The 20,199-nt window shown below is 61.8% G+C and carries 17 protein-coding genes and 1 riboswitch; of the genes, 9 read left to right on the plus strand and 8 right to left on the minus strand.

What is annotated here, in order from left to right; genetic code table 11:
• Positions 1-33: 33 nt before the first annotated feature.
• The 3 genes from ACQUTP_RS02240 to ACQUTP_RS02250 all read right to left on the minus strand — a co-directional run bounded on the left by ACQUTP_RS02240 (position 34) and on the right by ACQUTP_RS02250 (position 3,193).
• The gene (locus ACQUTP_RS02240) at positions 34-1,377 is read right to left on the minus strand and encodes a HAMP domain-containing sensor histidine kinase (RefSeq protein WP_023318328.1); all 1,344 of its coding nucleotides are present in this window, start codon (positions 1,375-1,377) and stop codon (positions 34-36) included.
• Complete coding sequence (locus tag ACQUTP_RS02245; protein ID WP_285755951.1) at positions 1,374-2,114, minus strand: response regulator; 741 nt, start codon at positions 2,112-2,114, stop codon at positions 1,374-1,376. The genes ACQUTP_RS02240 and ACQUTP_RS02245 overlap by 4 nt, the downstream gene beginning before the upstream one ends.
• 86 nt (positions 2,115-2,200) lie before the next feature.
• Entirely contained in the window at positions 2,201-3,193 is a 993-nt protein-coding gene (locus ACQUTP_RS02250; protein ID WP_048324305.1) for an alpha/beta fold hydrolase, read from the minus strand.
• A 242-nt stretch (positions 3,194-3,435) separates the two neighbouring features.
• On the opposite strand from ACQUTP_RS02250, the gene ACQUTP_RS02255 reads away from it, so the two are divergent.
• From ACQUTP_RS02255 to pqqF, 7 genes are all read left to right on the plus strand, one after another.
• On the plus strand, positions 3,436-4,455 hold the full coding sequence (locus ACQUTP_RS02255; protein ID WP_065803170.1) for a dipeptidase: 1,020 nt from the start codon (positions 3,436-3,438) through the stop codon (positions 4,453-4,455).
• A 136-nt stretch (positions 4,456-4,591) separates the two neighbouring features.
• Positions 4,592-4,663, plus strand: a complete 72-nt coding sequence (gene pqqA / locus ACQUTP_RS02260; RefSeq protein ID WP_002905689.1) for a pyrroloquinoline quinone precursor peptide PqqA — start codon at positions 4,592-4,594, stop codon at positions 4,661-4,663.
• A 54-nt stretch (positions 4,664-4,717) separates the two neighbouring features.
• The gene (pqqB, locus tag ACQUTP_RS02265; RefSeq protein ID WP_048294906.1) at positions 4,718-5,644 is read left to right on the plus strand and encodes a pyrroloquinoline quinone biosynthesis protein PqqB; all 927 of its coding nucleotides are present in this window, start codon (positions 4,718-4,720) and stop codon (positions 5,642-5,644) included.
• Positions 5,638-6,393: a pyrroloquinoline-quinone synthase PqqC gene (pqqC, locus tag ACQUTP_RS02270; RefSeq protein ID WP_004143685.1), complete on the plus strand. Its 756-nt coding sequence runs from the start codon at positions 5,638-5,640 to the stop codon at positions 6,391-6,393. Before pqqB ends, pqqC begins: the two co-directional genes overlap by 7 nt.
• Before the next feature lie 2 nt (positions 6,394-6,395).
• Positions 6,396-6,674 carry a pyrroloquinoline quinone biosynthesis peptide chaperone PqqD gene (pqqD, locus tag ACQUTP_RS02275; protein WP_004202592.1) on the plus strand — a complete coding sequence of 93 codons (279 nt, stop codon included), beginning with the start codon at positions 6,396-6,398 and terminating at the stop codon, positions 6,672-6,674.
• The gene (gene pqqE / locus ACQUTP_RS02280) at positions 6,661-7,803 is read left to right on the plus strand and encodes a pyrroloquinoline quinone biosynthesis protein PqqE (RefSeq protein WP_023318333.1); all 1,143 of its coding nucleotides are present in this window, start codon (positions 6,661-6,663) and stop codon (positions 7,801-7,803) included. The genes pqqD and pqqE overlap by 14 nt, the downstream gene beginning before the upstream one ends.
• A complete protein-coding gene (gene pqqF / locus ACQUTP_RS02285) occupies positions 7,803-10,088 on the plus strand; it encodes a pyrroloquinoline quinone biosynthesis protein PqqF (RefSeq protein ID WP_335888009.1) in 2,286 nt (761 codons plus the stop codon). Before pqqE ends, pqqF begins: the two co-directional genes overlap by 1 nt.
• On the opposite strand, the gene ACQUTP_RS02290 is transcribed toward pqqF, so the two are convergent.
• From ACQUTP_RS02290 to ACQUTP_RS02300, 3 genes are all read right to left on the minus strand, one after another.
• Entirely contained in the window at positions 10,085-10,822 is a 738-nt protein-coding gene (locus tag ACQUTP_RS02290) for a glutamine amidotransferase (protein ID WP_285755946.1), read from the minus strand. The two genes, pqqF and ACQUTP_RS02290, sit on opposite strands and share 4 nt — an antisense overlap.
• A gap of 110 nt (positions 10,823-10,932) precedes the next feature.
• Complete coding sequence (gene mrdA / locus ACQUTP_RS02295; RefSeq protein WP_032425867.1) at positions 10,933-12,843, minus strand: penicillin-binding protein 2; 1,911 nt, start codon at positions 12,841-12,843, stop codon at positions 10,933-10,935.
• Positions 12,844-13,064: 221 nt separating this feature from the next.
• Positions 13,065-13,697, minus strand: a complete 633-nt coding sequence (locus ACQUTP_RS02300) for a LysE family translocator (protein ID WP_004202603.1) — start codon at positions 13,695-13,697, stop codon at positions 13,065-13,067.
• A gap of 17 nt (positions 13,698-13,714) precedes the next feature.
• Positions 13,715-13,794, minus strand: a riboswitch (ZMP/ZTP riboswitch).
• Between the two features lie 343 nt (positions 13,795-14,137).
• Here ACQUTP_RS02300 and katG point away from each other — a divergent pair.
• Positions 14,138-16,315, plus strand: a complete 2,178-nt coding sequence (gene katG, locus ACQUTP_RS02305) for a catalase/peroxidase HPI (protein WP_004202604.1) — start codon at positions 14,138-14,140, stop codon at positions 16,313-16,315.
• Between the two features lie 32 nt (positions 16,316-16,347).
• On the opposite strand, the gene zapE is transcribed toward katG, so the two are convergent.
• A complete protein-coding gene (zapE, locus tag ACQUTP_RS02310; RefSeq protein ID WP_032425868.1) occupies positions 16,348-17,409 on the minus strand; it encodes a cell division protein ZapE in 1,062 nt (353 codons plus the stop codon).
• A 96-nt stretch (positions 17,410-17,505) separates the two neighbouring features.
• Positions 17,506-18,186, minus strand: a complete 681-nt coding sequence (locus ACQUTP_RS02315) for an MgtC family protein (RefSeq protein WP_004202612.1) — start codon at positions 18,184-18,186, stop codon at positions 17,506-17,508.
• A gap of 599 nt (positions 18,187-18,785) precedes the next feature.
• On the opposite strand from ACQUTP_RS02315, the gene ACQUTP_RS02320 reads away from it, so the two are divergent.
• A complete protein-coding gene (locus ACQUTP_RS02320) occupies positions 18,786-20,192 on the plus strand; it encodes an MFS transporter (RefSeq protein ID WP_004202615.1) in 1,407 nt (468 codons plus the stop codon).
• Positions 20,193-20,199 lie beyond the last annotated feature (7 nt).

Here is a 20,199-nt window from a genome sequence, read left to right on the forward strand (position 1 = left end):
CGGATGTGTCAGGAAAGCGGGAGAATTGTCGGCTTAGTTTTCCAACTGCGCCGGAGATACAGCAGGATACAATCCCTGCGCGGCGAGACGCACGCTGGCGTCCAGGCCGCCCTGCGGGCGGTTGGACAGGCGCAGCGTGCCGTTCATCTGGCTGACCAGCTGCGCGGCGATCGCCAGTCCCAGACCGGTGCCGCCGGTATCGCGATTGCGCGAGTCCTCCAGGCGAAAAAAGGGCTGCAGCACCGCCTGCAGCGATGCCTCAGGGATCCCCGGCCCCTCATCCAGCACATGGATAGTGATATCCCCGGCGGCGTCGCGGGTCAGGGTTACCGTTACCGTGGCGCCGAATTTCAGTCCGTTATCGATAAGGTTAGTCATCACCCGGCGCAGGGCCTGCGGTGGGATCCACACCACTCCGGCGCTCTCCTCGGGGCAAAACCGCACCGGCCGGCCAACGTCGGCATAATCGCAGGCGATACTGTCGAGAAAGGCGTCAAGGTTAAGCCGCTGGCGCGCCTCCGCCAGCGGCTGCGAGGTGCGGGCGAAGGCGATACCTTCGCGCACCAGGCGGGTCATATTGTCGAGATCCTGCAGCAGTTTGTCGCGCAGTTCCGGCTGGTCGGCCATCTCCACCCGCAGCTTCATCCGGGTGATCGGCGTTTGCAGATCGTGGGAGATGGCGGCGAGGATCCGCGCCCGCTCCTGCAGATGATCGTGGATGCGGGTCTGCATCGCATTAAACGCGCGGGCGGCACGGCGCACCTCCTCCGGCCCCTGCTCGGCCATGGTTCCCGCCGTGTCGCTGGCCGGCTCAAGCGCATTCACCGCATGGGTAAAACGGGTGATGGGCAGCAGTACCTGGCGAACCGCGTACCAGGCGCAGGCCAGCAGGAGGACAAACTGAGCGATCAGCACCACCGGTAGCCAGCGGGCGATGGGCGGTAGCTTTGGCCACAGGTCGAGGGTCAAGGGGGCGCCATCGTGGAGGGTAATATGGGCCTGGATATGCTGACGCGGACCGGGGATCGCCACAATACTCACCGGATATTGCGCGCTCAGCGCCTCCTGCAGGGAGCGCGCCGCGTCCCGGGCGCGCCAGCTGTCCGGGTAGTCGCCGCGTTCGCCGGCGTCCAGCTGATAGCGGTAGTTGCCGCGCGCCAGCTTCGGCAGCCATTGCGGGCGTTCAGCGGGCGGCAGACGGTCGAGGATCGCCACGCTGGTGGCGACATCAGACGCCAGATTGCCCAGCATCACACTGCGGGCGCTGCTCATTCGCTCATAAAACAGCAGCGACAGGGTTAAGGTGTTCGCCAGCAGCAGCGCCAGAAACAGCAGCGCCATCAGCCTCGACTGCAGCGAGACGGGCCAGAACCTCATTCATGCCTCTCGCGGATGGAGACCGGGACCGACAGCACATAGCCTTCGCTGCGCACCGTCTTAATATAGGCCGGCTCCCGGGCATCCTCCCGCAGGCGCTGACGCAGTCGGCTCACCAGCAGGTCGATTGACCGTTCGAACAGTTCGGCGTCGCGTCCCTGGGTCAGATTAAGCAGCTGATCGCGGTTCAGCACCCGCTGGGGATGGTCGAGAAACACCCGCAGCAGTCGATACTCCGCCCCGCTGAGGGCGACAATCGCCCCGCTGTCGTCCAGCAGATGGCGGGCGGCGGTATCGAGCAGCCAGTCGCCAAAGGCGATCAGCCTGCCCGCCTCGGTGATCTGCAGGTTGGGCGGCAGCGCCCGGGTGCGGCGTAAAATGGCCTTGATGCGCGCCAGCAGTTCGCGGGCCACAAAGGGTTTAATCAGATAATCGTCAGCCCCCATTTCCAGGCCGAGGATCCGGTCGCTGTCGTCGGTGCGGGCGGTGAGCATCAGCACCGGAATATCCTGCTGCGGGTTAGCGCGCAGCTGGCGGCAGAGCGTTAAGCCATCCTCGCCCGGCATCATGATATCCAGCACAATCAGGTCAATTTGATGATTTTTGAGCACCGACCACATGGCTTTGCCGTTCGCCGCGCCGCTGGCGCGAAATCCCGATTTTTCCAGATAGTCGACAATCAGTTCCCGGATGTCGCGGTCGTCATCGACGACCAGGATGTGGTCAACACGCTCCAAAGGCTGCTCCTGCGGCAAAATAAACTCTTCACAAGCATAAGCCGTGTTGCCGGAAGCGCAACGTCGCGCCGCCGGCAAGTCGCGGGTTACAACCGATCGGCGTCCACCACCGCCTGCACAAACGCCGTCGGATCCTCCTGCGGCGGGTTATGGCCTACCGCCCCCGGCAGATCCCGGTGCTCATATTTACCGGTAAATTTGGCCCGGTAGCTGGCCGGAGCCGGATGCGGCGCGCCGTTATTCGCCCCTTCCAGAGTGATGGTGGGCACGGTTATCGGCGGCAGCGCCGCCAGCCGTTGTTCATAGCCGGCATACTTCGCTTCCCCCTTCTCCAGCCCCAGGCGCCAGCGGTAGTTGCTGATGGTGATCGCCACGTGGTCCGGGTTATCCAGCGCCCGGGCGGTTTTGGCAAAGGTCGCGTCGCTGAATGGCCACTGCGGCGACGCCTGATGCCAGATAAATTTCGCAAAGTCGTGGGTGTTCTGCCGGTAACCGGCTTCGCCGCGCGGGGTGGCAAAATAGAACTGATACCACCACGACAGTTCCGCCTGCGGCGGCAGCGGTTTTTCGCCAATCTGCTGACTGCTGATCAGATACCCGCTCACCGAGACCAGGGATTTCACCCGCTGCGGCCACAGCGCGGCGACGATATCCGCCGTGCGCGCCCCCCAGTCAAAGCCGGCCAGATCTGCCTGCCTGATGTTCAGGGCGTCCATCAAATGGACAATATCGGCCGCCATCGCCGACGGCTGACCATTACGCGGCGTTTTCGCCGACAGGAAACGGGTGGCGCCGTAGCCGCGCAGATACGGCACAATCACCCGGTAACCCTTCTGCGCTAAAGCCGGCGCCACCTGGGCATAGCTCTGAATATCGTAGGGCCAGCCGTGCAGCAGAATCACCGGCTGGCCGTCCCGCGGACCGATATCCACGTAGCCAATATTCAGATCGCCAGCGTGGATCTGGTGGATTTTGTCGAACGCCCCCGCGTCTTCAGCGGCGCAAATGGCGGCGGACCACAGGGTGGATAACCCCAGCGCCGCGGCGCTGGTATACCGGATCAGGGATAATCTGTTCATCGCTTTCTCACCTTTTATCTTCGTCAAGAGAGTACGTGACCAGTTAAGCGGAAATTTGTATCCGCCATGTGCCCGACCGGGGCCATTTTTATCTCTTAATGTCAGGGACCCGCCGCGGGATACAGTGTGATACACCGTTCACGTTGGCAATTGTTGCGGGCTTGTGAATTTCTGCTTGCCCCCGGGCATAAATCCGCTACCGTGTCAGCCATTTTTACCACCTGATAACCCAGGAGCCCGCTATGGCGATTTTTGATGGTCACAATGACCTGCTGCTGAATCTCTGGCTTCACCATCGCGAGGATCCGGTGACCGCCTTCTTTGCCGGGGTAGAGAACGGCCACCTCGATTATCCGCGTATTCTCCAGGGCGGTCTGGCCGGCGGCCTGTTCGCCCTCTTTGTGCCGCCGCAGGAGTACATCGCCCGTATGGCGCCGCAGTACGCCAGCCAGGCGTGGGATCCCTTAACGATCCTCTGGCAGCAGCTGGCTATTCTCAAGGCGATTTGCGCCCATGACGCCAGCCGCGCCCGGCTGTGCCTGAGCGCGGCGGATATCGAACGCTGTCGTCAGGATAAGGCGCTGGCGATGGTGGCGCACATCGAAGGCGCCGGCGGGTTCGACGCCCAAGGCGACGATCTGCAGGACTTTTATCGCGCCGGGGTGCGCAGCATCGGTCCGTTCTGGAATATCGCTAATCGCTTCGGCTGCGGGGTCACCGGCGCCTTTCCCGGCAGCCCGGACAGCGGGCCGGGTCTTACCGGCGAGGGCATCGCGCTCATCGCCCAGGCCAACGCCCTGAAGATGCAGATCGATGTTTCGCACATGAATGAACAGGCTTTTTGGGATACCGCCCACCATTCCACCGCCCCGCTGGTGGCCACCCACTCCAATGCCCACGCCCTGTGCCCGCAGCCGCGCAACCTGACCGATCGGCAACTGCGGGCGATCCGCGACAGCGGCGGCGTAGTGGGCGTCAATTTCGGCAACGCCTTCCTGCGCCCCGACGGACGGCGCGATAGCGACACGCCCATCGCCACCATCGTCCGGCATATCGACTATCTTATTAACATAATGGGTGAGGATCATGTGGCCCTCGGTTCGGATTTTGACGGCGTCACCCTGCCGGACGCGCTGGGGGATGTGGCCGGCTTACCGCTGCTAATCAATGCCTTGCGTGACAGCGGCTATGATCAATTGGTGCTGGATAAGCTGCTGTGGCGTAACTGGCTGCGGGTATTAAAACATGTTTGGCAACAATAGGTTATATTGTAAACATAAAGTTAAATCCTTACAGATTCCGGGTTGATCTCTCACCCGGTGAAGCGCAATATGCGGCGGCCGTCACAGATCCTGCATTATCCGTGAGGCCTGTGGTCATTTTTAAGAGGAACAAAACATGTGGAAGAAACCTGCTTTTATCGATTTACGTCTCGGTCTGGAAGTGACGCTGTACATTTCTAACCGCTAATCGCCCCGCCCGCCGTTCGCGCGGGCATCTTTTTACATTACCCGGTCCGTCTTCATGTTCATTAAAGTCCTCGGTTCCGCCGCCGGCGGCGGTTTCCCGCAATGGAACTGCAACTGCGCCAACTGCCAGGGTCTGCGCGACGGCACGATCCAGGCCAGCGCCCGCACCCAGTCGTCGATCATCGTCAGCGATAACGGTCAGGAGTGGGTGCTGTGCAACGCCTCGCCGGATATCAGTCAGCAGATTTCCCACACGCCCGAGTTAAATAAAGCCGGCGTGCTGCGCGGAACGCATATCGGCGGCATTATTCTCACCGACAGCCAGATCGACCACACCACCGGGTTACTGAGCCTGCGCGAAGGCTGCCCGCACCAGGTGTGGTGCACCCCGGAGGTCCATGAGGATCTCTCCACCGGTTTCCCGGTGTTTACCATGCTTCGACACTGGAACGGCGGCCTGGTGCATCACCCCATCGCGCCGCAGCAGCCTTTTACCGTTGACGCCTGTCCTGATTTGCAGTTTACCGCGGTGCCTATCGCCAGCAACGCGCCGCCCTATTCACCGTATCGCGACCGGCCGCTGCCGGGCCATAACGTGGCGCTGTTTATCGAAAACCGCCGCAACGGGCAGACGCTGTTCTACGCACCGGGGCTCGGTGAACCGGATAAGACCATTCTGCCATGGCTGCAAAAAGCGGATTGTCTGCTGATCGATGGCACCGTCTGGCAGGATGACGAACTGCAGGCCGCCGGCGTTGGGCGCAATACCGGCCGCGATATGGGCCACCTGGCGCTCGGTGATGAGCACGGGATGATGGCCCTGCTGGCCTCCCTGTCGGCAAAACGTAAAATTCTTATTCATATCAATAACACCAACCCGATCCTTAACGAGCGGTCTCCCCAGCGCCAGGCGCTGACGCAACAGGGGATTGAAGTGAGCTGGGACGGGATGGCTATCACCCTTCAGGAAACCGCATGCTGATCACCGACACGCTGTCGCCGCAGGCCTTTGAAGAGGCCCTGCGGGCCAAAGGCGCCTTCTACCATATTCACCACCCTTACCACATTGCCATGCATAACGGCGACGCGACCCGCGAGCAAATTCAGGGCTGGGTGGCGAACCGGTTTTACTACCAGACCACCATTCCGCTGAAAGACGCGGCGATCATGGCCAACTGCCCGGACGCGCAGACCCGGCGCAAATGGGTGCAGCGGATCCTCGACCACGATGGCAGCCATGGCGAGGACGGCGGGATTGAAGCCTGGCTGCGGCTGGGAGAAGCGGTCGGTCTGAGCCGCGACGATCTGCTCAGCGAGCGCCACGTCTTGCCCGGCGTGCGCTTCGCGGTGGATGCCTATCTTAATTTCGCCCGTCGCGCCTGCTGGCAGGAGGCGGCCTGCAGCTCTCTGACCGAGCTGTTCGCCCCGCAGATCCATCAGTCGCGCCTCGACAGCTGGCCGCAGCACTACCCGTGGATCAAAGAGGAAGGCTATTTTTACTTCCGCAGCCGTCTGAGCCAGGCCAACCGCGACGTGGAGCATGGCCTGGCGCTGGCGAAGGCCTACTGCGACAGCGCTGAAAAACAGAACCGGATGCTGGAGATCCTGCAGTTTAAGCTCGACATTTTATGGTCGATGCTTGACGCCATGACCATGGCCTATGCCCTGCAGCGCCCGCCCTATCATACGGTCACCGACAAGGCGGCCTGGCACACGACCCGACTGGTGTAACCATGCAAAAAACCTCCATCGTCGCCTTTCGTCGCGGCTACCGTCTGCAGTGGGAAGCTGCCCAGGAGAGCCATGTGATCCTCTATCCGGAGGGAATGGCTAAACTCAATGAGACCGCCGCGGCGATCCTCGAGCTGGTCGATGGCCGGCGCGACGTCGCGGCAATTATCGCCGTGCTCAACGAACGCTTCCCGGAAGCCGGTGGCGTCGATGACGACGTCATCGAGTTCCTGCAGATAGCCTGTCAACAGAAGTGGATCACCTGCCGTGAGCCAGAGTAAACCCGCCGTCAATCCGCCGCTGTGGCTGCTGGCGGAGCTAACCTACCGCTGCCCGCTGCAGTGCCCCTACTGTTCGAATCCGCTGGACTTCGCCCAACAGGACAAGGAGCTGACCACCGAACAATGGATCGAGGTCTTTCGCCAGGCGCGGGCGATGGGCAGCGTACAGCTGGGCTTTTCCGGCGGCGAGCCGCTGACCCGTAAAGATCTGCCAGAGCTGATCCGCGCCGCGCGCGACCTCGGATTCTATACCAACCTGATCACCTCCGGCATAGGGCTGACGGAGAGCAAACTCGACGCCTTCAGCGAGGCCGGGCTGGACCATATCCAGATTAGCTTCCAGGCCAGCGATGAGGTGCTCAACGCTGCGCTGGCCGGTAACAAAAAAGCCTTCCAGCAGAAGCTGGCGATGGCCAGGGCGGTAAAAGCGCGCGACTACCCGATGGTGCTCAACTTCGTTCTTCACCGGCACAACATCGATCAGCTGGATAAAATTATCGCGCTGTGCATTGAGCTGGAAGCGGATGACGTTGAGCTGGCCACCTGCCAGTTCTACGGTTGGGCGTTCCTCAATCGCGAGGGGCTGCTGCCGACCCGGGAACAGATCGCCCGCGCCGAGCAGGTGGTCGCCGACTACCGGCAGAAAATGGCCGCCAGCGGCAATCTCACCAACCTGCTGTTTGTCACCCCGGACTATTACGAAGAGCGGCCGAAAGGCTGCATGGGCGGCTGGGGATCGATTTTCCTCAGCGTCACCCCGGAAGGCACCGCCCTGCCGTGCCACAGCGCGCGTCAGCTGCCGGTGGCGTTTCCGTCGGTGCTGGAGCAGAGCCTGGAGTCGATCTGGTATGACTCGTTCGGTTTCAATCGCTACCGCGGGTATGACTGGATGCCGGAGCCGTGCCGCTCCTGTGATGAAAAAGAGAAAGACTTCGGCGGCTGCCGCTGCCAGGCCTTTATGCTGACCGGCAGCGCCGATAACGCCGACCCGGTGTGCAGCAAATCGCCGCATCATCACAAAATCCTCGACGCCCGGCGCGAAGCGGCCTGCAGCGACATAAAAGTCAGCCAGCTGCAGTTCCGCAACCGTACCCGCTCGCAGCTGATCTACAAAACCCGGGACCTGTAATGACGCTGGCGACACGCACCGTCACGCTGCCGGGCGGCCTGCAGGCCACCCTGGTCCATCAGCCGCATGCCGATCGCGCCGCGGCCCTGGCGCGGGTCGCCGCCGGCAGCCACCACGAACCATCGCGCTTTCCCGGTCTGGCGCACCTGCTGGAGCATCTGCTGTTTTACGGCGGTGAGCGCTACCGGGATGATGACCGGCTGATGGGCTGGGTGCAGCGCCAGGGCGGAAGCGTGAATGCCACCACCCTGGCCCGCCACAGCGCGTTCTTTTTCGAGGTCGCCGCCGATGGTCTGGCTGACGGTGTCGCGCGTCTACAGGAGATGCTGCAGGCGCCGCGGCTGCTCAGGGAAGATATTCAGCGTGAAGTGGCGGTGATTGACGCCGAGTACCGCCTGATCCAGCAGCATGAGCCGTCGCGCCGGGAAGCCGCCGTGCGCCACGCCGCCAGCGCGCCCGCGGCCTTTCGCCGCTTTCAGGTAGGCAGTGCCGACGCGCTGGCGGGGGATCTCCCTGCACTGCAGGCGGCGTTACGTGATTTTCACCGCGCCCATTACGTCGCCCGGCGGATGCAGCTCTGGCTGCAAGGGCCGCAGTCGCTGGAGGCGCTCGGCGAGCTGGCGGCCCGTTTCGCCACCGGGCTTGCCGCAGGCGAGGCTCCGCCGCCGGCGCCGCCGCTGTGCCTGGGCGAATCCACTGCACTGCAGCTGGCGGTCTCCAGCCAGCCCGCGCTGTGGCGCTGCCCGCTGATCGCCTTAAGTGACAACGTCACGTTATTGCGCGAGTTTTTGCTTGATGAAGCCCCTGGCAGCCTGATGGCCGGGCTGCGCCAGCGTGGCCAGGCGCAAGAGGTGGCGCTGAGCTGGCTGTATCAGGATCAGCGCCTCGGCTGGCTGGCGCTGGTCTTCGCCAGCGACCGGCCGGAACAGGTCGACCAGCAGATAACCCACTGGCTGCAGGCGCTACGGCAGACGACGCCAGACCAGCAGCAACACTACTATCAGCTGTCCTGGCGCCGTTTTCAAACGCTGTCGCCCCTCGATCAGCTGCGCCAGCGGGCATTCGGCTTTGCCCCCGGCGGGCCGCCCGTCGGGTTCGCCGATTTTTGCGCCGCCCTGCAGGCCGCCCCCACGGTCAGCCTGGCCTGCCAGACCATTTCCCCAGGGGAGCCTGTTGCCACCCAGGGCTTTAGCCTGCCGCTTAGCCGGTGGTGGCGCCGCCCGGTCTCTGACCCGGCGCTGGAATTCGATTTTTATCCGCAAGCCGCTGGCGGCCTCGCCGCGGAAAACCCGGAGAAAGCCGCGCCGCTGCTCCATCTCCCGTCACCGGGCGAGCCGCCGAGGCTCCTGCTCCGACCACCCTTCTATTGTTCGCCCGATCAGGCCGAAGGGCTGGCGCGCGGGGAACAGCTGCGCCCGCTGCTCGCCGCGCTGCGCCACGCCGGGGGCCGCGGCGAGTGGCATCGCGTCGACGGCAGCTGGCAGTTGCTCCTGCAGTGGCCAGCGTCCGGCCGACGGCCGGCGGCGATTCTGCAGGCCATTGTGCGGCAGCTCGCACTCCCGGTCGCCCCGCTGGCCCCGCCGCCGGAGAGTATTGCTATCCGTCATCTCATGGCTTTGCTCCCCGATCGGTTGGGCGCATCAGAGCATCAGGAAGGTTGGCTGGCGGCCCTGACCGGCGGCAGCGCAGAGGATGCGCAGTGGATCGCACGCCAGCTGAGCCTGCTTAGCGCCCGGGTTAACCCGCCGGGCAACCTCTCTGGCCCCTGCCGCCGCGGCGTCGAACGTCTGACTTTCCCCGGGGGCGATACAGCGCTGCTGGTCTTTATTCCGCTGCCGGAGGGCGCCTCGCTGGCGGCCCTGCGGGTGCTGGCCCAGCGCTGTGAGCCACTCTTTTTCCAGCGCCTGCGGGTGGAGCAGCAGATCGGCTATGTGGTGAGCTGCCGCTATCAGCGCGTCGCCGATCGCGACGGGCTGCTGATGGCGCTCCAGTCCCCGGATCGCCGCGCCGTGGCGCTGCTGCGCTGTTGCAACACCTTTCTGCGCCAGCTGCCGCCGCTGGATGAAGCGACCTTCAGGCTGCTACAGCAGCGCCTGGCCGCACAGGTTCGCGCCCGGACGCCGCCCGAGGAGCAAGCGCTGGCCGTCCTGCGTCAGAAGTATGGTTTAGCGGAGCTGACGCCGCAGGCGGCTGACGCGCTGCGCGTTGAAGAGGTCGACGACCTGGCCTACGAGATGTCCCGCCGTCGTCGCCGCTGGCGGGTACTGTTCACTGCCGGGGATTAATGGCCGGGGGCATCAGGGGGCAGATAGGCACTGACGAAGCGCGAGAGGATCGCCGCGGCCTGCGGGCTCTCCTGCACTTCATCGTGTAATCGCTTCGCGTCGATGCCCTCCGCCTGCAGCACCGCCTCCCGGTAGCGGATCAGCGAGCGGGCAATCGGCGCGGTGAATTCCGGGTGAAACTGCGTGGAGACCGCGTGCGGCGCGTAGCGCACGATCTGGTGGGGATCGTGGGAGGATGCGGCCAGCACCGTGGCCCCCTCCGGCAGACGGGACACGGTTTGCAAATGGCTCAGATGCGCGGGAAATGCGGCCGGCAGGCCCCGCAGCAGCGGGTCGTCGACACCCCACGGCGATAGCGAAACGGTCTGGCTGCCGCTTTCCCGTCCGGCGGGATGATACGCCACCTCGCCGCCCAGGGCATGAGCCATCAGCTGATGGCCATAGCAAACGCCGAACAGCGGCATGCCGATAGCCACCGCCTGACGGACCCAGTCGGCGGTCCGTTCGCTCCATACCAGACGGTCGGTCACCATCGCCCAGGAGCCGGTCAGCACCGCCACCGTCTGGCGATCCGGCGCCGGCAGCGGCTCGTCCTCAAACACCCGTACCGCGGTGAGCTGCGCCTGCCACGGCGCCAGCAGCGTGCGGAACCAGCGCGGCAGATCGCCATGCTCCTCACGGATGGCTGCCGGCGGCGTCCCGGTCTGAACCAGCAATAATCGGTTACGTGTCACCCTTCCTCCTCGCTCGTCATGTTCCCTGGAAAATACTATGCCGCCTGGAAGATGACGGGACAAATAACCAATCTCTATGAACGATGCGCCTGCGGAATAAGTCCAGCCGCTTACTGGGCGTCCGCGCTCTCCCGCTGCGGCACGTCGGCTGCGGCCGCCGGCGCCTGCTGCGGGACAAAAATATGGTCCAGAATGGCGCGCGCCGTCGGTCCGGCCACCACCCCATCCCCACCGCCGTTCTCCAGGATTAGCGCCATCGCCACCTTCGGATGCTGATAAGGGGCAAACAGCGTATAGAAGATGTGATCCCGCAGACGCACCGGGATCATTTTGGCGTTATAGGTCTGGTTTTGCTTCAGACTGAACACCTGCGAAGTCCCGGACTTCGCCGCAATCTGGTACGGCGCGGTATGGAACAGCTTGTAGCCGGTGCCGTTGGGCAGATTCGCCATCCCATACATACCGTTGCGCACAATGCCCCAGTACGGGGATTTTGGATCGCCCACCTGCGGCAGGTTCGCCGGCTGCTGATAACGTTCCACATGATTGCCCTGCTTCATCGAATAGAGCAGATGCGGGTCCTGCACCTTACCGTTGTTCAGCAGCGTGGTGAGCGCTTTCACCATCTGGATGGGGGTGGCGATCCAGTATCCCTGGCCGATACCGACGGAGATGGTATCCCCCTGGTACCATGGCTTTTTATGCACTCGCTGTTTCCACTCCCGGCTGGGCAGCACCCCGCTATACTCCTCATTGAGATCGATGCCTGTGGGCTGGCCGTAGCCGAATTTGCTCAGCCACTCATGGATCCGGTCGATGCCCATCTCGAAGGCAACCTGGTAGAAAAAGGTGTCCGCCGACTCTTCAATGGCTTTGGTCACGTTGAGCATGCCGTGGCCGGTTTTCAGCCAGTCGCGGTAGCGACGCTGCGTGCCCGGCAGGGTCCACGTCGGCGCCCCGAAGAAGGTGGTGTTCGGCGTGATCACGCCGGCGGAGAGCGCCGACAGCGCCATATAGGGCTTCACCGTCGAGGCCGGGGGATACAGCCCCTGGGTGACGCGGTTGATCAGCGGCCGGTCCGGGTTATCCAGCAGCGATTTATAGGCCTGATAGCCGATACCTTTGACGAACGGGTTAGGATCGTAGCTGGGGCTGGAGACCATCGCCAGCACCCCGCCATCCCGGGGATCGACCACCACCACCGCCGCGCGCTGCCCCTTCAGCACCGACTCAATATACTGCTGCAGGTGCAGGTCAAGGGTCAGATAGAGGTTTTTCCCGGCCACCGGCGGTACTTCTTTCAACAGACGCACCACCCGGCCGTGGTTGTCCACCTCCACCTCCTGGTAGCCGGTGGTGCCGTGGAGCGCTTTTTCGTAATAGCCCTCGATCCCCTGCTTGCCGATATTGTGGTCGGCAGCATAGTTCTCCTCTTCGCCATCTTTCGCCAGCCGCTGCAGGTCGCTGTCGTTGATTTTCGACACATAGCCCACCACGTGCGCCAGCTCTGCGCCGTAGGGGTATTCACGCTGCTGATAGCTCTCCACCGTCACCCCGGGGAAACGGAATTCGTTGACCGCGAAGCGGGCCACCTCCACGTCGCTGAGGTCGGATTTGAGGGTAACCGCTTTATAGCGGCTGCTGTGGTGCATATCGTCGCGGAAGCTGGCGATGTCGTCCGGCGTCAGGTCGACAATCGGCGTCAGGGTTTGCAGCAGCGCGGCCATATCGGGAATTTTGCTCGGGATCACCTGCAGGCGATACAGGGTAATATTCTGCACCAGCGGTATGCCGTTGCGATCGAATATCAGCCCGCGGCTGGGGGCGATGGGCAGCATTTTAATATCGTTTTGGTTGGAACGGGTCTGGTAGAAATCGTGCTGCTCCACCTGCAGATGGTAGAGGTTGAAAATCAGCACGCCAAAGCAGACCACCACCAGCAGAAAGGCGATTGCGGCCCGGCGGATAAACAGCATCTCTTCCGCGGAGTGGTCGCGAATTTCATCTCTCAAAAGGGGCATTAGCGGTACATCACCTGGATCACGGGAAAAGCCAACGGCGTAACGGCCGGGAAGCATAGCCTTATCGCGGCGTTAGCCCTACTGAAAGGTTGCTAATGATCTGGCAGAAATGTTTCAGCATGTTAGAGCCTGGAGAGCCTTTCTCTGTGGCAGAAAGGCATCAGGGTGCGAGGTTAGCCAGCGACGGATATCGCTGGCCTCCCTTTTCCCGACAAACCCGGTTATTTTCTGGCCTCAAAAGCGATCTTAACCGCCATTCCGGCCAGTACCGTCGCCATCAGCCAGCGTTGAAATTGTTGCCAGCCCGGCCGCCGGCTAAGAAATAACGCCACCTGCCCGGCCAGCAAGATAATCAGGCCGTTCACCGCCACACTGATTAATACCTGAGTACAGCCTAACATTAACGACTGGCTGAGCACGCTACCGAGTCCGGGGGTGATAAACTGCGGCAGCAGGGACAAATAGAGGATAGCAACTTTGGGGTTCGCCAGGCTGGTGATAAATCCCATCAGAAACAGCTTACGCCCACTGTCCGCAGGTAATTCACGCACCGCGAATATCGGCCTCCCTCCTGGTTTTATCGCCTGCCACGCCAGATAGAGCAAATAAGCGACCCCGCATAAACGCAAGGCATCGTAGGCATAAGGGACCGCGAAAACCAACGCGGTAATGCCGAAAGCGGCACACAGCATATAGAAGAAAAAGCCCACGGCAACCCCGGCAAGGGAGATAAAGCCAGCGCGTTTTCCCTGGCAAATCGAACGCGAAGTGAGATACATCATATTGGGGCCGGGGGTTAACACTAATCCCAGCGCCACCGCGGCAAAGGCCATTAATGAAGCGAATTCAGGCATAACTTATCTCCAGATAGCGGTAATGCCCAGGCGCGCGGCGACGTCGACCATGCTCCCCAACAGTATTCTGTCTTTAGCGCCAGTCACATGGTGTCTAAGTATTAGCTTATTCTGTGTCCGCCAACAACCCCTGCGCCGGGCATTCGTTACGCTCGCTCAGCGGAAAACCCTCATCCTTTTCTCATAGTAAAATTGTCATATCTCAAACAATTAGCATTCCTTCGGCCCGATTGACGCAGATCGTTTCCTTTGCCGTCTCGTTACGTCTATGGTTAATGGTGAGGTGTATTTTTTACCCCTGGATCCGCCAGGTCATATAAGAGGGTGTTTCGCCCTTCGTTGAACGGAATTAGCTATTAAATCCGTAGACTCATTCAAATATCGCTTATTGGTAGCAGTGTATATCGTAACGGCATTCACAAAAGCAAACGGAGCCTGATATGAGCACGTCTAACGACCCATCCAACAACGCATCCGCCGGAAAGTGCCCTTTCCACGCCGAGACGCCCAAGCAGAGCGCCGGCAGCGGCACCGGCAACCGCGACTGGTGGCCTAACCAGCTGCGTGTCGATCTGCTGAACCAGCACTCCAGTCGTTCCAACCCGTTGGGTGAGGATTTTAACTACAGGGAAGAGTTTAAAAAGCTCGATTACTCCGCGCTGAAGGCTGACCTCAGAGCGCTGCTGACCGATTCGCAAGAGTGGTGGCCAGCAGACTGGGGCAGCTATATCGGTCTGTTTATTCGTATGGCCTGGCACGGCGCCGGCACCTACCGCACCGTTGACGGTCGCGGCGGCGCGGGTCGTGGGCAGCAGCGCTTTGCGCCGCTGAACTCCTGGCCTGACAACGTCAGCCTAGATAAGGCCCGCCGTCTGCTGTGGCCGGTAAAACAGAAATATGGCCAGAAAATCTCCTGGGCCGACCTTTACATGCTGGCGGGTAACGTGGCGCTGGAAAACGCCGGCTTCCGCACCTTCGGTTTTGGCGCCGGTCGTGAAGATGTCTGGGAACCGGATCTGGACGTTGACTGGGGCGATGAGAAAGAGTGGCTGGCCCACCGTCACCCGGAAAGCCTGGCGAAACAGGCCATCGGCGCCACCGAAATGGGGCTGATTTACGTTAACCCGGAAGGACCGAACGCCAGCGGCGAGCCGCTGTCCGCCGCCGCGGCCATTCGCGCCACCTTCGGCAATATGGCGATGGACGATGAAGAAATAGTCGCGCTGATCGCCGGCGGCCACACGCTGGGTAAAACCCATGGCGCCGCAGAAACCAGCCACGTCGGCGCCGAGCCGGAAGCCGCGCCGCTGGAAGCACAGGGCCTGGGCTGGCACTCCAGCTACGGCAGCGGCGCAGGCGCGGATGCCATTACCTCCGGTCTGGAAGTGGTCTGGACGCAGACGCCCACCCAGTGGAGCAACTACTTTTTCGAGAACCTGTTCAAATACGAATGGGTGCAGACCCGCAGCCCGGCGGGCGCTATCCAGTTCGAAGCCAAAGACGCCCCGGAAATTATCCCGGATCCGTTTAACCCGGGGAAAAAGCGCAAACCGACCATGCTGGTCACCGACCTGACCCTGCGCTTCGACCCGGAGTTTGAGAAGATCTCCCGTCGCTTCCTCAACGACCCGCAGGCTTTTAACGAGGCCTTCGCCCGGGCGTGGTTCAAGCTGACCCACCGCGATATGGGGCCGAAATCCCGTTACCTCGGGCCGGAAGTGCCAAAAGAAGATCTGATTTGGCAGGATCCGCTGCCGGCGGCCACCCATCAGCCGAGCGCGGAAGACATCGCCAGCCTGAAAACCGCCATCGCCGGCGCCGGCCTGTCGGTGAGTGAGCTGGTATCGGTAGCCTGGGCCTCCGCCTCCACTTTCCGCGGCGGCGATAAGCGCGGCGGCGCCAACGGCGCGCGTCTGGCGCTGGCCCCGCAGAAGGACTGGCCGGTCAATGCTATCGCCAGCCGGGTGCTGCCGACCCTACAGGCGATCCAGCGAGCTTCCGGCAAAGCGTCGCTGGCCGATATCATCGTGCTGGCTGGCGTGGTCGGCGTTGAGCAGGCTGCGGCGGCGGCTGGCGTCAGCGTCAACGTGCCGTTTACCCCTGGCCGCGTCGACGCCCTGCCTGAGCAGACCGACGTCGAGTCGTTTGACCTGCTGCAGCCGCTGGCGGATGGCTTCCGCAACTACCGTCGCATCGAGGGCGGTGTGTCGACGGAAACGCTGCTGATCGATAAAGCGCAGCAGCTGACCTTAACCGCTCCGGAAATGACGGTTTTGGTGGGTGGACTGCGCGTGCTGGGCGCCAACTACGACGGCAGCAAACACGGGGTGTTTACCGACCGCGTCGGCGTGCTCAGCAATGACTTCTTCGTCAACCTGCTGGATATGGCCACCGTCTGGAAACCGGCCGATGATCGGGCGGAGCTGTTTACCGGCAGCGACCGTAAAACCGGCGAAGCGAAGTACAGCGCCACCCGCGTGGATCTGGTGTTTGGCTCCAACTCGGTCCTTCGCGCCCTGGCGGAAGTGTACGCCTGCGCCGACGGGCAGCAGAAGCTGGTGCATGACTTTGTCGCCGCCTGGACCAAGGTGATGAACCTCGACCGTTTCGACCTGTGATCCCCTCGCCCCGGCACCCGCCGGGGCTTTTTTTATACCGCCCGCGGCAGCTGTTGCAGGCGGCTCCGCGTTCGCTGAATATCCTCCAGTTCCACCCCGGCCACCAGCGTCTCCAGGTCGCAGCGGGTCACCAGCAGCAGGCGGATCTGCTTTTCATACAACACATCAATCACGTTGATAAAGCGCTGCTGGGCCGCCGGCCCTACCGTGGCTAGCGGCGGCACCTCGTCCAGTAACCAGACGGCATAACGTTCGCTGAGCGCCAGATAGTCCATCACCGCCGTGGCGGCCTGGCAGAGCTGGGCAAAAGAGAAATGGAGCAAGGCGGGTGACGCCGCGGCCGCCTGCAGCGTGCGGTAGCCTACCTCCAGCGGGACCGGTTCGGCAGGCAGCGAGGGCAGCTCGTACAGCTGACGCTGTGATTCGCCCGGGTTAACCCATAGCCGCCCGCTGCAGAAGGCGTTATCCTGGCTCAGATGCCGTTCGCGATAATCCTCCTCGCCGTTAAGTGCGACGACCGCCAGGTGGGCGCGGATCAGCGCGATCGACGGTAAAAAGCGATCGTGATACAGCGGATTAGGCAGCAGCATCTCCGGCGGGTAGTTAGAGGTTGCCAGCAGCACGATGCCCCGTTGAAAAAGGTGTTCCAGCAGCGCCTTCATCAGCATGGCGTCGCCGGGGTCGTGAAGATGAAATTCGTCGAAACACAGCAGGCGGCAGCCGGAGGTCATCTGCATCATCACCGTCTGCAGGCCGGGCGCGCCGGGGGCATTCAGCCGCTGGTGCAGTTCGCGGAAGAAGTGATGAAAATGGACCCGACGCCGGGCGGCAAGCGGCAGGCTGGCAAAAAAGTGATCGAGAATATAGCTTTTCCCTCGCCCGGTGCGTCCCCAGACGTACAGTCCCTGCGGCGTGCCGGGCGCGGACAACAGCTGCTGGCCCAGGGCGTCCAGGCGAGCGATGAGCGACAGCTGATCGTCGTCCAGCGTCAGACGGGCACGCGCCGCCTGCTCGGCCATCACGCGGGTAAAGCGAAAATCAGCCGTCGTCATAGTCTGGCCAGATTCCGACGGCACACATCCATTATTTAACATTCTTATAACCTCCGGCAGGAGGCCATTCTAGCCGCTTTACCACGGGTTGGCGAATCGCGCGGCCAGCGGCCGTTTCCGCTGCCCCACCGCCTGTCTCTACGCTTCTCCGACGCGCCAGTGTACCGAGGTGACGTTCTGCTGAACGCCCACTTGCGCCATAATCTGCGCCAGCGTTTTCTGATGCTGCTTATGGCTAATCAGCTCCGCGCAAATCTCCAGCTGATCCGCCGTGTCTGCTGCCGCCGACTGTAATCCCTGCAGGGTGAACCTCTGCTGCTGAGCAATATTCAGCAGCAGCTGACGCACGGCCTTTTCATGCTCGCGCAAACAGGTGACGCGTAAGATATAGCGTTTTTCTTCGTCACCGGCGCCCGGCAAGGCATGAATACGCTGCGCCGCTTCGCGGAGCAGGATATTGGCGCACAGAATAATCAGCGTCGCCGCCGTCGCGTTCCAGAACTGCCCCAGGCCGCAAAGGACACCGATACCGGCCGAGCACCACAGGGTGGCGGCGGTATTGAGGCCGCGAACGTTCATGCCATCGCGCATAATCACTCCCGCCCCCAGGAAGCCGATACCGGAGACGATCTGCGCCGCAATGCGCCCCGGGCTGTCCGGCGAGGCCGACATCGCGCTAAGAATAAACACCGCCGCGCCGGTGGCCACCAGCGCATTGGTCCGCAAACCGGCCATACGTTGCCGCCATTGTCTTTCCGCGCCGATCAGCGCTCCCAGCAGCATTGCCGCGAGTAAATGTGTCATATAAGGAAATACCATCGCGCCTTCCTCCAGATAACAGAAAGCAATAAAAATGTATTGATGTCGCGCTCAGCCGCGCCGGGCAATTAGCGGGCGGATGATGGTGGAGGAAATAAGGTGGTGGGAAACAGAAACATAACGATGCCTCTCGCGTTCGGTCGCGAATCACTACATTCAGGGAGGCAATCCGGTAATCAAAGATTGCTGCCCGCCGGTTCGGCAAGCAGCGAAAATAGTCGCGTTAACTTGCCGGAGAATAACAATAAGGATGACTGTCCAACGCATGACTCCTGTATGAAAGTGGGCACATTATAGCCCGGCGCAATAGCGGGTAAAGCGGGAAAACGCCGCCAGTGAGGATTCGTTTACTCTGTCTGGCCCTGGGCCTGGCCCTGCGCAGCGCGACATCGCCTGGCGGAGAACATTGCCGCCCACGGTGATTTACTTCAATTCTTCCCTTGGCGTGCGGCGAAAAGCAGCATGAATATCATATTTTACCCTGCATGGCGCGATCTTACGCTAAAGATTGCCGTTAACGCTAAAGATTAAAAATTTAAAACTATTAACAATCACTTAACATTAGCAGGCAAACCATTCTTCCTGAGGAACACAACACCATGTCTACCACCCAGGTTCTCGGCGAATCGCCCTATGCTTCGCCAGGACAACCGCACGCCAGCTTAACCGGACGCATTGACGCGCTGCCCGCCTCCTTCGGGTTATGGTCGTTTATCACCCTACTCTCCCTCGGCGGCTTCTTTGAGCTCTACGATTTGTTCCAGACCGGGTACATCAGCGCGGGCCTGCTGGCGGAGGGTATTTTCCACACCGGCGCGGCGGGGATCTTTGGCATCGCCGATCAGGCGGCCTTTGCCTCCGCCACCTTTATGGGGCTGTTTATCGGCGCGAGTCTGCTGGCGCCGCTGGCGGACAAGCTGGGGCGCCGCCTGACCTTTATGGTGGCGCTCGCCTGGTACGGCTTTTTCTCGCTGCTGATGGCGACCCAGAGCAGTGCGGAAGGAGTGATCTTCTTCCGCTTTCTGGTGGGAATCGGCCTCGGCATTGAGCTGGTGACCATTGACACCTACCTCAGCGAATGGGTACCTACCCACCTGCGCAATAAAGCCTTCGCCTTTGCCTTCTTTATTCAGTTCTTGTCGGTTCCGGCGGTAGCGCTGATGTCCTGGATATTGGTGCCAACCACCCTCTTCGGCCTCAGCGGCTGGCGCTGGGTGATCATCTTCGGTGCGCTGTTCTCGCTGGCGATCTGGTTTATCCGCAAAAAGCTGCCGGAGTCAGCCCGCTGGCTGGAAAGCAAAGGGCGGCATGATGAAGCGCATGCGGTGATGTGCGCCATGGAAGCCCGCTGCGGCCTGACGCCGTCGCCGAAGCATGTGCAGGCGGCACAGAGCGTCGTCAAACGCGGCACCTTCGGCGAAATCTGGGCGCCGCAGTACCGGCAGCGAACCCTGATGCTGATGGTGATGAATTTCTTCCAGGCGATCGGTTTCTTCGGCTTTGGCAACTGGCTGCCAGCGCTGCTTTCCGGTCAGGGGGCCAGTATCACCCACAGTCTGCTGTACGCCTTCTTTATCACCCTCGCCTATCCGCTGGGCTGCCTGTTCTGCACCCGCTTCGTGCATCGCTTTGAGAACAAGTGGCAGATCGTACTCTCCGCGCTGATGACCGTCATCTTCGGCACCCTGTTTGCGCTGCAAAACAATCCTATCCTGCTGGTGATCTGCGGGTTTATGATCACCTGGTCCAACGCCTGGCTGACCATCAGCTACCACGCCTACCAGGCCGAGGTCTTCCCGACCCATATTCGCGCCCGCGCCGTCGGCTTCTGCTACTCGTTCAGTCGTCTCTCGACCGCGGTGACCAGCATCCTGATCGGCATTATTCTGCAATATGCCGGCACGCCGGGGGTGATTAGCTTTATCGTCGTCAGTATGCTGATGGTGATGCTGTCGGTGGGGATCTTCGGCCCGAGAACCCGGGGCATTCGACTGGAGAATATCTGAGGCTGGC

Origin of the sequence: Klebsiella sp. 2-CIP_Kleb. (assembly GCF_050378715.1) — a bacterium.
Lineage (GTDB): Bacteria > Pseudomonadota > Gammaproteobacteria > Enterobacterales > Enterobacteriaceae > Klebsiella > Klebsiella quasipneumoniae.